Source organism: Opitutus terrae PB90-1, assembly GCF_000019965.1.
In the GTDB taxonomy this organism is placed as follows: Bacteria; Verrucomicrobiota; Verrucomicrobiia; order Opitutales; family Opitutaceae; genus Opitutus; species Opitutus terrae.
This window is the reverse complement of sequence record NC_010571.1, coordinates 3,558,732-3,572,913: the sequence shown is the minus strand read 5'-3', so window position 1 is coordinate 3,572,913 and position 14,182 is coordinate 3,558,732. Positions and strand designations below refer to the sequence as shown.

Genomic DNA, 14,182 nt, shown 5'->3' with positions numbered 1-14,182 from the left:
GCGAACCACGGCAAGATCAGGGAGATCCCGCCCTACAGCAACTCACGACTCGATGATGCTCTCGTCGAGATGCTGGATGATCAGCTCCTGCAGCGTCGCGAGGAACAGATAGGCCATGAACGCCTTCCGCGTGGGTTCCTCCAGATCCATCATGTTGACGTCGCTGGTCTCCAGCGTCTCGTCACCAAACGTTTTCAGGTACAGTTCACGCAGCCGCAACCGCACTGCGGCGCACGCCCGCACGACCGGCTCGGCGTTTACCTCATCCAGCGTGATCACGCCTTCCGCGAAAAAATCGCCGTCGAACAATGCCAGCATCACCGTCAGGTCCGATGCCTGCCCGTTTTTCAGTTCGCCCATCCAGGCGTCGCGAAATTCCGGCTCGAGATCGGTCATCGCCAGCGGCGCGGCCAGCGTACGCCCAAGGCTCTCGGCCGCCTGCTTGATGATGTCGAGCAGCGGCGCCACCACGTCGAGACTCAGTTTGACCTCAATGCGTTTCATCCGGTTCAAGCACGGCCGTCAGATGCCATTGTTGCAGTGTGAAAGCATACGCCTCCGCCTTTTCCCGCAACCCGCTCCATACGATCGATCGGCCCTGCTCATGCACCTCCAGCATGTGCCGCCGGGCGGTCGCGTCGTCGAAACCGAAAACCTTTTTAAACACCATCACGACGTAGGACATCAGGTTGACCGGGTCATTGAGCACCACGACGCGCCAAATCCCCTCCAACGCCAGCGCCGTCGCCCCTTGCGATTCCGGCGAGGAGTGCGGGTTGGATTCCAGGCGTGGACTCCGGAGAGGGTTCATCATGCGGTGCGGGCGAAATCGCCGCGGGAGCGGCCTTTGGCTACAGGACAGCCGCGGCGTCCCGGATTCGCAAGTATCCAGATGGGGTCGCCGTGCTGAAAAGCACCACGGGCGCCGCCGGATGGCAGCGCGTGGTGCGTCAGGCATTCGCCTTGGCCTGCGCCTCCGCCACCGCGGCGGCGAGTTTCGCCTCGGCCTCGGCGAGCGGGACCTTCGCGACGTCCTTCTGATGGCGCCATTTCAGCTCGACGACGCCCTCCTTCAGGCCCTTGCCGCCGATGGTGAGGCGCAGCGGAATACCGACGAGATCGGCGTCCTTGAACTTCACGCCCGGACGTTCCGCACGGTCGTCCACCAGCACCTCCGCGCCGGCTTTTTCCGCAGCCGCGGCCAGCTTGCGCGCGAGATCCACGGCCTCGGCGAGCTGCGGATCGAGCACGCAGATCAGCACGTGGAACGGAGCCGAGTTCCACGGCCACACGATGCCGTCCGCGTCGTGGCTCTGTTCGATGATCGCCTGCAGCGTGCGGCTGATGCCGATGCCATAGCTGCCCATCACCATCAGGTGACTCTGCTTCTGGTCGTCCGTGTAAACCGCGCCGGATTTCTCGGAGTATTTGGTGCCGAGCTTGAAGATGTGGCCGACCTCGATGCCGCGCCGCACCTGCAGCGGCTGGCCCGATTTCACGTCGGGCTCGCCGGCGCGCACGCGCCGGAAATCGCCGAACCGCGTGATCGCGAGATCGCGCGTGACGTTGACGTTGCGCAGGTGGAAGCCGTCCTTGTTCGCTCCGGTCGTGCCATTGCCGATCAGCCGGATCGCATGATCCGCAAACACGCCGGCAAGCGCCGTCGGGTTTTTGATCGTGCCCTTCACCGCGCCGAGGCTGCCGGGTTTTGCGCCCAGCACGGGCTCGATTTCCTCCGGCGCTGCCGGCCGGAACAATCCAAACCCGAGCGCACCCAACTTGGCTTCCTCCAACTCGTCCGAGCCGCGCAGGATCACGACAAACGGCTTGCCGTCGCCGACGTAGACCAGCGTCTTGAACTGCCGATCCGCCGGCACGGAATAAGGCGCCGCTTCGAGCGCCGCGATCGTCACCACGCCGGGCGTGGCGAATTCCTCGACTGCTCCCACCGGCGCCGCGTCGCTCAGGTCGGCCGGCACGAGCGCGCTCCTTGCCTTCTCACGATTCGCCGCGTAGCCGCTGGCCTCGTTGTAGATCACATCGTCGTCGCCGACCTCCGCCGGCACCATGAACTCGTGCGAGAAGCTGCCGCCCATCACCCCGGTGTCCGCCTCAACGGCGATCGCCTGCACGCCAATCCGACGGAAGAACGCCTCGTAGGCCGCCTTCATCGCCTGGTAGCTCTTGATCGCGCGGTCGTCATCCACGTCGAACGAATACGCATCCATCATCACGAACTCGCGCGCGCGCATCAGCCCGAACCGCGGACGGATCTCGTTCCGGAACTTCGTGGCGATCTGGAAGAAGTTTTTCGGCAGGTCGCGATAGCTCGTGATCTCCGCCTTCACGAGCGGCGTGACGATTTCCTCGTGCGTCGGCCCTAGCACGAACTCCGGCTCGCGCGGTCCGTGCTTGCCGTCGCCGGCGCTGTCGGCGCGGAACATGATCTCGCGCGCCGCGGCCCAGCGCGGTCCCTGCTGCCAGAGTTCGACCGGATGCACGTGCGGCATCCACAACTCGATCGCTCCGGCGCGCTCCAACTCTTCCCGGCAGAGCTGCGTCAGCTTCTGCATCACGCGCAATCCGAGCGGCAGATAGGTGTAGAGCCCGCCACCGAGCTTGCGGACCAGCCCCGCGCGAATCAGCAGCTTGTGCGAGGCGATTTCCGCGTCCGCCGGACTTTCTTTCAGCGTGGGAACGAAATACTGCGACCAGAGTTTCATGAAGTTCGCCACCGAAACAGTGCCCCCAGCCCGGAGCAATTTTATTCCGGATGCGGCCACTCGACGCGACCGATGATTCGGCTGGCCATTATCCGCCCTCTCGTCACCAGCGCCACCGGCCCCGATCGGGCACATCGCACTTTTCTGACATGGGCGGGACGCCCATGCCACGTGGCACGGGCGTCTCGCCCGTGGGTTTGCAGGAAAATGAGATGCGCCCACTCGCACCGCGCCCCTTGCACCGCACCGGTTGCTCCCTCTATCCTGCTGCTCAGCTCATGTCCGCCCAACGTTCTCACCGGCCTTGGCCGCTCAAATGGATCCTCGTCGCGATCCTGGTGGTGATCGTGCCCTACACCTATCTCCGGTGGCACTATCGCAAGCCCGGCCCGGCATTCGAGCCCTACCATGACATCAAGGACCGCGCGAACACGATGCGGCTGCTCGCCGCCGGGTTTCAGCGGATCACCGTGGAGGCCGACCGTCCCGCCGATCCGCTCCGGGCGGCCGCGAGCGCAACCATCACGGCGGCGCCCGGGGGGCTGCCGACCGCGCTCGACGCGACGCTGGTCGACAAGCCGATCCTTCCCTCGGACATCGTTTCGGTCGTCGCAGCGCCGACCGCGAACACGATGTTCTCCTATCCGATCGACGTGCGCTGCCTCCTGCCGGACCTGAAGGAGCAACCAGCCGGCGCACACCTCTACGTACGCGGCGAGGAGGTCTACATCCTGCCGCTGCTTGAGCAGCTCGACGGAAGCCTGCTTTCCCGCAACCGCGACAACCTGGTCCGGCTCATCGTTCCGGCCGGCACGCTCAAGCCCGGCCACTATCGCGTGACGCTGGTCGGTTCGCAGTCCTCCCGCGCGTGGAGGCTCGAGGTCCGCTGACGCCGAGCTCGCCGGCGCGCCCGGCCATACAGCTTCGCGCCAACGGTGTCAGTTGCTGCGCGTTGGTATCGCGCGCGACTATTGACGCGCCGCCCTTCATCACCGAAAACCACCGCCACTCTCCATGAGCAACGGCCCCGGCCCTTCATCTGCCAACGTTCCGTCCAGCGCACCTGTTCCGACGATCAAGCCGACGGATCTCCGCGGCATTCTCCAATACGTGCCGCGTTTCCAGGATCAGATCTTCGTCGTCGCCATCGACGGATCGATCGTGGCCGACGAAAACCTCGGCAACCTGCTCATCGATCTCGCGGTGCTCCGCTCGCTCGGGATCAAGCTCGTGATCGTCCACGGCATCGGCCAGCAGATTCAGGATCTCGCCGCGGCGCGGAACATCCCGATCACGAATGCCGACGGCATGGGCGTCACCGACGCCGCCACGCTCGATCTGGCGATCCGCGCTTCCTCGCGCGTCTCCCACGCCATTGTCGAGGGGTTGACGCAGAACAGCCTGAAGTGCGCGATCACGAACGCCGTGCGCGCGCTGCCGATCGGCATCATCAAGGGCGTCGACCAACAGTTCACCGCCAAGGTCGAGCGCGTCGACAAGGACTTTCTCATGGCGCTGATCGATCGCGACGTCGTGCCGATCGTTTCGCCGATCGGCTTCGGCCCCGACGGCAAATCGCTCCGGATCAATTCCGACGCGCTCGCCGCCGAGATCGCGGAAGCGCTGCACGCCACGAAGATCATTTATCTGACCCCGCAGCCCGGGCTCATCATCAACAACGCCGTGCGCCGCGAGATCTCGGTCGGCGCCGTGCGCAAGCTGCTCGACGAGCACCCGGAGCAGTTCGAGGATGCCGCCCGCAGCAAGGCGCTGCATGCGGTCAAGGCGATTGAGAACGGCACGCCGCGCGTCCACATCGTCGACGGTCGCGTGTTCGATGGCCTGCTCAACGAGATCTTCTCCAGCGAGGGCATCGGCTCGCTCGTCTACGGCAACGACTACCAGCAGATCCGGCAGGCGCGGAAGAGCGACGTGCGCTTGATCTACAATCTCACGCGCAACGCCGTCCGCCGCGAGGAGCTGATCCACCGCACGCAGCAGGCGATCGAAAAGAACATCGACCAGTTCTACGTCTTCGAGGTCGACGAGAACATCATCGCGTGCGTCACGCTGTACTTCTACCCCGACAAGCCGGACCTTGCCGAGGTCGGCTCGCTCTACGTGATGCCGTTCTACCACAATCGCGGCATCGGCAAAAAGATGGTCGAATACGCCGCCATGATGGCGCAGGAGCGCGGGGTGAAGACGCTGATCGCGCTTTCGACCCAGAGCTTCGGGTTCTTCACCAATGTCTGCGGCTTCGAGGAAGCCGACAAGGGCCTCCTCCCCGAGGCGCGGCAGAAGAGCTACGGCGAGAGCGGCCGCAACGCCAAGGTACTCGTCAAGCAACTCGGCTGATCGCGCGCTCCCGTGGTAGCCGGGCTCGCTGAGCCCGGCCGTCCGCATCGCGTCCGCGGTGCTCATCGTAGGGCCGCCGCTCGTCGGCGGCCGCCTGCGCCGCCCGCGCTCCGCTACATCAAGTTCACCGGATCGACATCGAGCACCTGCGTGATGTCGTCGGGCCACGCGAAGCCCGCGCGCAGCTTCGCCAGCGCCGGCACCACCTTGATCACCGCGTGCGTGAAATACCACAGCTGCCAGCGGTACTCATCCTTGATCTTTTCGATCGGCGAGGCTGACGGCCCACGCAACTCCACGATCTGCCCGAGTTCCTTTTCCACGAGCCGTGCCCACTGCTCCGCAAAAAATTTCAGTTTCTCCGGGTTCGGCCCGCGAAACAGGTGATGGATCAGATGCCGGTAAGGCGGATAGTGAAATTCCTTCCGCAGCTTCAGCTCCGATTCGGCGAATCCCGCGAAATCCGCCCGCCGTGAAAACTGGATCGCCTCCGCCTGCGGCGTGAACGTCTGCACCACCACGTCGCCCGCGCGATCGCCGCGGCCCGCGCGCCCCGCAACCTGCACCAGCAGCTGGAAGGTCCGTTCGTTCGCCCGAAAATCCGGAATGTGCATCGACATGTCCGCATCGATCAAGCCGACCAGCGTCACGTTCGGGAAATCGAGCCCCTTGCCGATCATCTGCGTGCCCACCAGCACGTCGATTTTGCCGGCGCGAAACTGGCTCAGCACCTCGCGGAACCGGTTCTTCTTCGCCATCGCATCCGTGTCCATCCGCTCGATGCGCGCCCGCGGCAGCACCCGTCGCACCGCCTCCTCCACCCGCTGCGTGCCGAGTCCACGCCAGCGGATGTCCGGCGCCCCGCATTGCGGACACCGCGCCGGCGCCGCCTTCTGTTCGCCACACAAATGGCAGCGTAGCATCTCGTCGGCGCGGTGATACGTCATCGCGATGCTACAATGCGGACACTCCTCCACGTGCCCGCATTTCGTGCACAGCATCGACGAGGAATAGCCACGGCGATTGATGAACAGGATCGTCTGCTCGCGCCGCTCGAAGCGGGCCTGCATCGCGTTCACCAACTTGTCCGAAAGCGCCGTCAGGCTGCGGTGCTTCATCGCCTCGATCCGGAGATCGACCACGTCGATGTTAGGCAGCTGCCGGTTGTCGACGCGCTGCGTCAGCGTGAGCAATCGATATTTGCCGGCGAGTGCGTTGGCGAAGCTTTCGAGCGAGGGCGTGGCCGAGCCGAGCACGCAGAACGCGCCGGTCAGCTTCGCCCGCATCACCGCCACGTCGCGGCCGTGATACCGCGGCGTTTCGTCCTGTTTATAGGCCGGCTCGTGCTCCTCATCGACGATGATCAGCCGCAAGTTCGCGACCGGCGCGAACACCGCGGACCGCGCGCCCACCACGATTCGCGCCTCGCCGGTCGCGAGCGCGAGCCAGCCGTCGAACCGTTCACCGTCGCTCAGGTGACTGTGCCACACGACGCAACGATGCCCGGGCGCGATCGCCTCGAGCCGTGAGCGCAGCCGCGCGACGGTCTGCGGCGTGAGTGCCACCTCCGGCACGAGAAACAGCACGCCGCCGCCGGCTTTCAGCGTCGTGTCGATCCCCCGCAGGTAAACCTCCGTCTTCCCCGATCCGGTCACCCCGTGCAGCAGCGCCACGCCGAACTTCTGTTCGCCGAGCCGTGACTCGAGATCCGCCACGACCGCCGCCTGCTCGGGATTCAGCGTGTGCGGCTGCGCGGCGACGAGTTCGCCGTGCGCGAAATCGTCCGCATACGCCACGCGTTCAACGCGCCGCAGCTCCTCGCGCACGAACCCGCGCTTGATCAGTGCCGTCGCCACCGCCGCGGTGACGCCGAGCCGCGACAGCACGAGCGATTTCAGCTGCGGCCTGAACTGCTGCGCGAGCAGCCGATAGAGTCGCGCCTGTTGCGGCGCTTTCTTCTCCAGCACGGTGAGCTCGTCCGGCGTAAGCCGCCGCACCAGCGCGAGCGATTTCTCGTGTTTGACGGTCGCGCCGCGGCGCACCGCCGCCGGCAGCATCGTCTCGATCACGCTGTCCACGCCGCACGCGTAGTAGCCGGCCATCCAGCGCGCGAGTTGCAGCAGCTCTGGGGTGAGCGCGGGAAACGGATGCAGCACCTCGACGACGGCCTTGAGTTTCTCGACGGGAAAATCTTTCGGCACGCCGATCTCGCCCACGATTCCGAGTCGCATCGTTCGCAGCACCGGCACGCGCACGAGCGAGCCCACCTGCACGGCGTCCCGCATCGGGTCGGGGACTTTGTAGTGCAGGAGCTTGTCGAACCCCGCGAGCGGATGGACGCCGACAATCATGCCGGCATCACGCCGCTCCGTCCGCACCGGAGCAAGGCAGATGTGGTGTGCCCATGGCGCGGGCGTCCCGCCCGTGATCTTCTGGAGACGCGACGCCCTCGTCGCGTCCAACCTGCGATGCACGAGCACGCGTGCGTGGGAGCGCGGCCGTCCCGGCCGCAGCCGGGCCAGCGGGCGAAACGCCCGCGCTGCCACGGCGCCTTCCGATGATCGCATTGACAGCCGCGCGCGCCGCTCGGACAGTCACCGCGTGAACATCCCGGTGGCGCGCGACAAATTTCGACGGTTCCTCACCCAGAAAGGGCTGCGCGTGACCAATCAGCGGCTGGCGATCTTCGATGCCGCGCTCGCGCAGACCGAGCATTTCACAGCCGAGCGACTCCTGGACTTTGCGCGCGCGATTGACGATTCCGTGTCGCGCGCGACGGTCTACCGCACGCTCCCGATCATGGTGGAGAGCGCGTTGCTGCGGGAGGTCGATATCGGCACGGGAGAAAAATACTACCACCCGAACGAGGAGGGCAGCACGACGCAGGTGGCCCAGGTGGTCTGCCTCGACTGCGACAAGATTTTCGAGATTAGCGCCCCGTTCATGGGCTGGTATGGCAACACCGTCTCGTCGAAACTCGGCCTCACGCCCGTCTCGCAGCGGCTGCAGGTGAGCGCGCGCTGCGACACCCTGCGGCTGACGGGCAGCTGCCCGCGCCGCAACTGACGCCCGCCCATGTTCGTATTACGAACATTGCCGCTCGCGAACCGGCAATTTCCGCTTCACCGCGTCGCATGAGCAGGCCGAACGATCACGAATTCGAGATCGGTTTCTTCGAATCCGTTCTGCGGCGGAATCCGACGTATACGGATGTCGTCGAGCTGCTCGGCGGCCTCTACACCAAGCACGGCCGGATCGCCGATGGGTTGAAGATGGATCGCAAGCTCGTGCGGCTGATGCCGGACAACGCCACCGCGCACTACAATCTGGCATGCAGTCTCGCGCTCGTGAAACGGAAGGCTGAGGCGCTGCGCGCACTCGAGAAGGCGATCGAGCTCGGCTACAGCGACGGCGATTGGATGCAGCAGGATCCGGATCTCGATTCGCTCAAGAACTCCCCCGCGTTCAAAGCGCTTCTGGCCAAACTGGCGTAGCCACCCTCCGCGCCCCACCCCCAGCCGAAAATCTGTAACAGGTGTTACACATTTCAGCGGCGCGGTTGGGAACCTCATCCGCCTGGTGCGACCACGGTGGTCCCGCTCTTCTCGCGTTCTTCCTCCGCACGGGCAATCCGCTCCATCAACTGCTGCGCGTGACCGCCGCGAAACCGACCGCCAGGCGACGTCGGCGGATCGACCGCCCGAAAGAACTCCCATTGCTCAGCCGACAGCACGCCTCTCGCCTGCGCATCGGCCGCCGTCCAGTCAATCGTTCGGTCACTGGCCACTCGGCCCTCGCGATAGTCGCTGCTCGCGTTGGCGACGATCGCGGTCAGTTGCTCGGCCTGCTGCACGGAGAATGGACTCCCCGCAAGCACCGCAGCGCCGGCGATATCGCTGACGGTCGTCCGCGCCGGCAGCGAGCGTTCGTATTCGCGCAGTTCCCGATAGCCCAATTCGCCCAGTAATTCCCGTTGCGCGGACTCACACTCCGCTTTGGCCTCAGCTCGCAGCTTCGCGACCGCCGCTTGGGTTTCCTTCGCGACCGGCCCCTGAGCCGCGGCCTCGTCGAGCACATCATGGAGGTCCCACACCTGTTCGCGCCGCCGCAGCATGATCCGGCTGAACTTATCGATCTGTTCCGGACTCAATCCGAGCCGGCGAAACAGCGTCCCGTAGTTCACCCTATCGCCAGCCTGAAGCGCGGCCAAGCGCACCGCTTGCACCTTCGGATCCCGTTCACGCTCCCGCATCTTTCGATAGTGGACCACCGGATCGAAGCTTCCGGGCTTTGGCTCAGTCGGCGGTTTCGGAGCATTCGCGTGTTCGAGCGCCTCCCGCCGGTTCTGCTGTGCAGCCGCTTCGCTTTCGGCGGCCGCCCGCCTCTGCTCGGCTGCAGCGATGGCCGCTGAGATCCGAAGGTTGTCGCGTTGGCGGGCAGTCACAGCAGCCCGCGTTTCACGCGCCCGACTCGATTCGCGCCAGCCCACACCGACGACCGCGAAGACTAGGACGAGCACAGATCCAATAACAAAGGCTTTCATGGTGGGTGGATCAGTCCGGTTGGAAAAACAACGCATCCACCGCCGCATCCGGCCGCATCGCTTGCAGCGCCGCAAGCTGGTCGGTCGACAGCCGGTCTTTCGCTTCGGCCACCACACGATCCCAGTCGACAGGACCCGGAGCGCCTTTGGCGTCACGGCCGCGGCTTTCACCGATGAGCTGAACCACGTAGGCCGATTGCGCAGGAGTCAGCGGTGCATCGCTAAAGCAGAGTGCCTTAGCGAGCTGCGTCGCGAGCCTGCGGTCGAGATTCCCTCGACCGTATTCGCGGAACTTCGTGGCGTTCTCGTCGCCAAGCAGTGCGCGCAAGGCCCGGTCGCTTTCCTGCCACGATATGCCCCTGCCGGCCGGTAGCGACACCATCTCACCCCTGAATGTCGCGCCCATCGACGAGAACTCCCGGTAAATCATCCGGAGCTGTGCGACCTGCTCCGGATTCAGTCCCAGCGATCGACAAAACCCGCCAAACCTCGACTCGAATCCGGCGTCTGCAACCGTCTGCACCCAACTCTTCAGCTCAGGATAGCGTTCGAGCAGCGCCTTGCCTTCCGCGGTTGGATTCCAGTTGGCATGTCGTGCGGCCAGCTGCTGAGCGGCGGTGGCTTGCGCGATGCGCTTGGTCTCGGCCTCTGCCGCCGCTTGCTTTAGTTCTGCCACATGCCTCTCCGCGTCCGCGGCGGCTCGTTCGAGCGTTTCCCGTTTCGTGTTCAATGCGCCATGCTCCTGCGTAACGCGGTTGAGTTCCGTCTCGGCGGCACGGCGGACGTGCATCTGGTAACCCGCGCCAACTATCGCCATGGTCAGGGCCAAGCCACCGACACTCGCGATCATCTTGGTTGTGGTCATAATTTGAACGAACGTGAGCGCGGGCGCGGTGCCGGCTGCGGCCGAGGAGAGCGCCGCGTGCGCCACCACGGAGGCCAAACCGGCGGGCACATCCGCGAGCGCCTGCTGCGCCAGCACCGTTCCCAGCACCGCGGCGGACGAAGTCAGACGCCGGCGGGCGAATCCCGCCTGCAGCTTGTCGAGCGCACGGTCCACGCGCATCCGCGCCGCATTCTCGCTGAGCCCAAGCCTAGCTCCCACTTCCGCAAAACCACACCCATCGAGATACCGGAGCAGGATTGCATCGCGATCTTTCGCTTCCAATTCGCTCAACACCTCGTCCAAGAGAGGCCGGGCATTCTCCCAAGCTTCAGGCGGTTGCTCGCCCGCGAAGACTCTGTGCATGTGCTGCACCTCCCGTTCGCGCGCCGAGCGGCTCCACTCGGCGCGCATGATGTTCATCGCCGCGTAATGCGCACTGCGATGGAACCAGCCAATGAGCACCGTCTGCTTCGACAGGGTGGCCGCCTTGCGTGCTAGGTCCGCGAACACAGTCTGGGTGGCATCCTGCGCAAGGTGTGGGTCCCGCGTGTGCCGCAGCGCGACGGAGTAGACCAGCCCGATTCGCCGCCGCACCAATTCCGCGAAGGCTGCTTCGGAGCCGGTCTCGGCGTAGCGGCGAAGCAATTCCAGATCCTCGATCATGGCGATTCACCTCTATACAGGAGCCGACCTCAAAACCGCACAAAATTCTCCGTTCGCTCCTCGTCGCTCTCGCCTGCTCGCTGGCGTTCAGCGCAGGCCGAAGAGTTGCTGCAGGACGGAGTTCAGGTCGGCGCCGATCACCCACGCGCCGCGGCGCTGCACGGCGAGATCCTTGCTCCGGTCGCGTCGCTCCACCGCGCGATCGACTTCCTCGATCAGCGGCCGGTTCGGCGTGAGCCCGGCGATGTCGGCAGCAACCAGCGGTCGCCACGAAAACGGCAGCCCGGTCTCGTTGAACTTGATCTCCCAGCCGGCGATCGCGAGCGGCATCGGACCTGCGAGCAGCGCCGGATAACGCGTGATGAAATCCGGCACGCGCGGCGTCGCAATCCTCACGCGCACCGCCGGTGTCATCCGCGCGAAATATCCGGCAAACGAGTCCACCTTCCCGGCCTTCCACTGGTTCATGAACTCCAATGGATCAATGCCCATCAGGTTCATGCCGTTCCACAGCCCGTGCTCGTTTCGGCTCCCGAATTTTCGCGCGTTATACCAGGCTTGAAAATCCCGCGTCACCATCAGCCCGATCTCGAAGTGCAGGTGCGCGCGCTCGCGTGGGATCACGTAGCCCCCCGCCGTGTGCCCCATCGTGCCGAGGGTTTGCCCACGCTCGACTCGATCGCCCACCTTCAGCCCGGGAGCGATCCGCGCGAGATGCGCGTAGAGCGTGTAAACAGAGACGTCGTTCTCCGGATGTTCCAGCACGAGGTAGCGGCCGTAGCTGCTGTTGCCAGCGACGGTGCTGATGTGCCGCACGACGCCGTTCATCGCCGCGAACACCGCATCCAGCGGCTCGCCGCGCCGATCGCGTTTCAGCGGCTTGATGTCGATCCCCTCGTGAAACTGCGTGCCGTTGCTCCGCACGCCGCCGAATCCGCCCGACTCCGGTTCGCCTGAACCCGCGTGCTGCAAAATCTCCCGGGCGGGCCGACCTTCGGCCCACGCGGTGCTGGGCGTCGGCCAGCTGATCTCGATGCGCATGCCCGCGAATGCCGACGCGCCCGCGAAAAGCGCGAGCCACACCGCGGCGGCGCTGCGCCAAAGAATTCGAGAGACAAAGGGACGATCGGTGGAACTCACAATGGCTTCGCGCTCCGGCGCAGTTGGGCGGTGGTTCGCTGCAGCTGCTCCGTCCACCGCGGCAGTTCCTCATCGGGCAACTCCACGAACACGAGAATCGCTCTGTCGCTCAGCGCTGCGTCGATCCGCCGCGCCCCCAACGGATCCCCGTTCAGCAGCAGCACGAGCCGCCGTCCGGGATATACGTGCATCATCCGGCGCAAATCGCGCGCCGCTTCGCCGGTGAGTTGAAAACGCAGGCAGCGGCCCAGCTCGACTTCCGCGACTTCCACGTGCGTCAGGTCGTACTCGGTAAACACCGGCTTCGCTCCGATCACGATCTGCACGCCGCTCCTCGGCAGCACCACGGGCACGCCGTGCGGTGCATCGGTTTCGAGATAAAAGCGCGCGATGGCTGCCGGCCGATGCTCGTCCGAGACGGTGCGGCAGCCGGCCGCGAGCAACAGTGCCACCCCCAAACCTGCGAGCGCCCAACGTAGCACGGGCGTCGCGCCGGTGGTCCGCGCGAGCGGCTTTACGTTGGTTGCAACCGCCTCCCAACCGCGGCTCCCGTTTGAGACCGAGAACCATGATCCAACACGGGCAAGACGCTCGTGCCACCTCCGCGAGCCGCCGCGCTCCCCAGTAGCAAGCGTGCTCATGCGTGCGCCGGCTCGGCCGAGAAAGCTTCCATCACGTCCGCACCCACGGCATCAGCCAGCAACCGGCCGCGGTTCGTCAGCCGCAGCTGCGGGCCTTCGCACTGTGCAAGTCCATCGGCCACGAGTCGGTCCACGAGCGCCATGACGACGTTCCAGGGCGCGTCCGGGCTTCGCGTGCGCCAGACCTCGAGATTCACGCCTTCGTTCATCCGCAGCCCGAAGATCAACGCGTCTTCCGCCAGCGACGCCGGCGTGAGCGCGGTGCGGTCTTCCGTCACGCGCAGGCTCTGGTCGACGTTCTCGCGCCAGCGCGTGAGATCGGCGATGTTGGCCCCGCGCCAGCCGTCCTGCTGCGACGCCGCCGACGGACCGACTCCCGCCCACTCCTGCATGCGCCACGTGTTCAGGTTGTGGAGGCAGGCGTGGCCCGGGCGGGCGAAATTCGAAACCTCATACTGCGCGAAGCCGGCCGCCGCGAGTTGCGCCCACGTGCTTTCGTAGAGCCGCGCCTCGTGCTCGAGGTCGAGCTTCACGCGGCCCTGCGAGAGCTTCACCCACAGCGCCGTGTCCTCCTCGAACGTCAGGCAGTAGGTCGAAATATGATCCGGCTCCAGCGCCAGCGCCGCGCGCAAATCGTTCTGCCACTCGGCCTCCGTCTGGCCGGGCAGCGCAAACATCATGTCGATGTTCACGCTGGCGAAACCCGCCGCGCGCACGCGGTCGTAGGCGCGATAAATTTGCTCGCGGCTGTGCTGCCGGCCCAGCGCGTCAAGCAACGCCGGCTGAAAACTCTGCACGCCCATCGAGATCCGGGTCACGCCGACTTCGCGCAGCGCCGCCAGCCGCTCGACGGTGACCGAGCCGGGGGCCATTTCCACGCTCCACTCGACCGGCGTCCCGCCGCACCGCTCCCGCACCAGCAGTCCCAGCCGGCGCAGGTCGCGCGCCGCCAGCAGCCCCGGCGTGCCGCCGCCCCAGAAGACGGTGTTCACCGGGCGCGACCACGTGACCAAACCCAGCTCGCGCGCGACGCCCTCGACGAAACTTTTCACCGCTTGCGCGGTCGGCTTGGTCTGATAGAACGCGCAGAAGTCGCAAGTCGACGCGCAAAACGGCACATGCACATACAGGCCCAGCGCTGCCGCCCGCTCAGCTTTGGCTTGCTCTGATGCGAGGTGACTCATTACTAACGCGCCTTGGTCCGCCTGGTTTTCACGCTCAAAATTCA

13 protein-coding genes are annotated in these 14,182 nt (G+C 65.5%); 4 read left to right on the top strand and 9 right to left on the bottom strand.

What is annotated here, in order from left to right; genetic code table 11:
• Positions 1–42: 42 nt before the first annotated feature.
• The 3 genes from OTER_RS14175 to OTER_RS14165 form a co-directional block, all read right to left on the bottom strand.
• A complete protein-coding gene (locus OTER_RS14175) occupies positions 43–504 on the bottom strand; it encodes a DUF2017 family protein (RefSeq protein ID WP_012375613.1) in 462 nt (153 codons plus the stop codon).
• Positions 491–814 (bottom strand): ATP-dependent Clp protease adaptor ClpS, encoded by a 324-nt coding sequence (locus OTER_RS14170; protein WP_012375612.1) that lies wholly within the window; start codon positions 812–814, stop codon positions 491–493. The genes OTER_RS14175 and OTER_RS14170 overlap by 14 nt, the downstream gene beginning before the upstream one ends.
• Positions 815–950: 136 nt before the next feature.
• Positions 951–2,723, bottom strand: a complete 1,773-nt coding sequence (locus tag OTER_RS14165) for a proline--tRNA ligase (RefSeq protein ID WP_012375611.1) — start codon at positions 2,721–2,723, stop codon at positions 951–953.
• Between the two features lie 278 nt (positions 2,724–3,001).
• Between OTER_RS14165 and OTER_RS14160 the strand changes: the two genes are divergently transcribed.
• Both OTER_RS14160 and argA read left to right on the top strand, forming a co-directional pair.
• Positions 3,002–3,613 (top strand): hypothetical protein, encoded by a 612-nt coding sequence (locus OTER_RS14160; RefSeq protein ID WP_044891785.1) that lies wholly within the window; start codon positions 3,002–3,004, stop codon positions 3,611–3,613.
• 124 nt (positions 3,614–3,737) lie between these two features.
• Entirely contained in the window at positions 3,738–5,081 is a 1,344-nt protein-coding gene (gene argA / locus OTER_RS14155; RefSeq protein ID WP_012375609.1) for an amino-acid N-acetyltransferase, read from the top strand.
• A gap of 113 nt (positions 5,082–5,194) precedes the next feature.
• Here argA and priA read toward each other — a convergent pair whose 3' ends face one another.
• Positions 5,195–7,432, bottom strand: coding sequence for a replication restart helicase PriA (priA, locus tag OTER_RS14150; protein ID WP_012375608.1), 2,238 nt, complete (start codon positions 7,430–7,432; stop codon positions 5,195–5,197).
• A 250-nt stretch (positions 7,433–7,682) separates the two neighbouring features.
• On the opposite strand from priA, the gene OTER_RS14145 reads away from it, so the two are divergent.
• Both OTER_RS14145 and OTER_RS14140 read left to right on the top strand, forming a co-directional pair.
• Positions 7,683–8,147, top strand: coding sequence for a Fur family transcriptional regulator (locus OTER_RS14145; protein WP_012375607.1), 465 nt, complete (start codon positions 7,683–7,685; stop codon positions 8,145–8,147).
• Positions 8,148–8,215: 68 nt separating this feature from the next.
• Entirely contained in the window at positions 8,216–8,575 is a 360-nt protein-coding gene (locus OTER_RS14140) for a TPR end-of-group domain-containing protein (RefSeq protein WP_012375606.1), read from the top strand.
• A gap of 74 nt (positions 8,576–8,649) precedes the next feature.
• Here the strand turns inward: OTER_RS14140 and OTER_RS14135 are convergent, their stop codons facing one another.
• The 5 genes from OTER_RS14135 to hemW all read right to left on the bottom strand — a co-directional run bounded on the left by OTER_RS14135 (position 8,650) and on the right by hemW (position 14,138).
• Entirely contained in the window at positions 8,650–9,624 is a 975-nt protein-coding gene (locus tag OTER_RS14135) for a hypothetical protein (RefSeq protein ID WP_012375605.1), read from the bottom strand.
• 10 nt (positions 9,625–9,634) lie between these two features.
• Entirely contained in the window at positions 9,635–11,173 is a 1,539-nt protein-coding gene (locus OTER_RS14130) for an RNA polymerase sigma factor (protein WP_012375604.1), read from the bottom strand.
• A gap of 87 nt (positions 11,174–11,260) precedes the next feature.
• Positions 11,261–12,214: a M23 family metallopeptidase gene (locus OTER_RS14125; RefSeq protein ID WP_012375603.1), complete on the bottom strand. Its 954-nt coding sequence runs from the start codon at positions 12,212–12,214 to the stop codon at positions 11,261–11,263.
• 95 nt (positions 12,215–12,309) lie between these two features.
• On the bottom strand, positions 12,310–12,765 hold the full coding sequence (locus OTER_RS14120) for a hypothetical protein (protein ID WP_052300387.1): 456 nt from the start codon (positions 12,763–12,765) through the stop codon (positions 12,310–12,312).
• Positions 12,766–12,950: 185 nt separating this feature from the next.
• Entirely contained in the window at positions 12,951–14,138 is a 1,188-nt protein-coding gene (hemW, locus tag OTER_RS14115) for a radical SAM family heme chaperone HemW (RefSeq protein WP_012375601.1), read from the bottom strand.
• Positions 14,139–14,182: the final 44 nt, after the last annotated feature.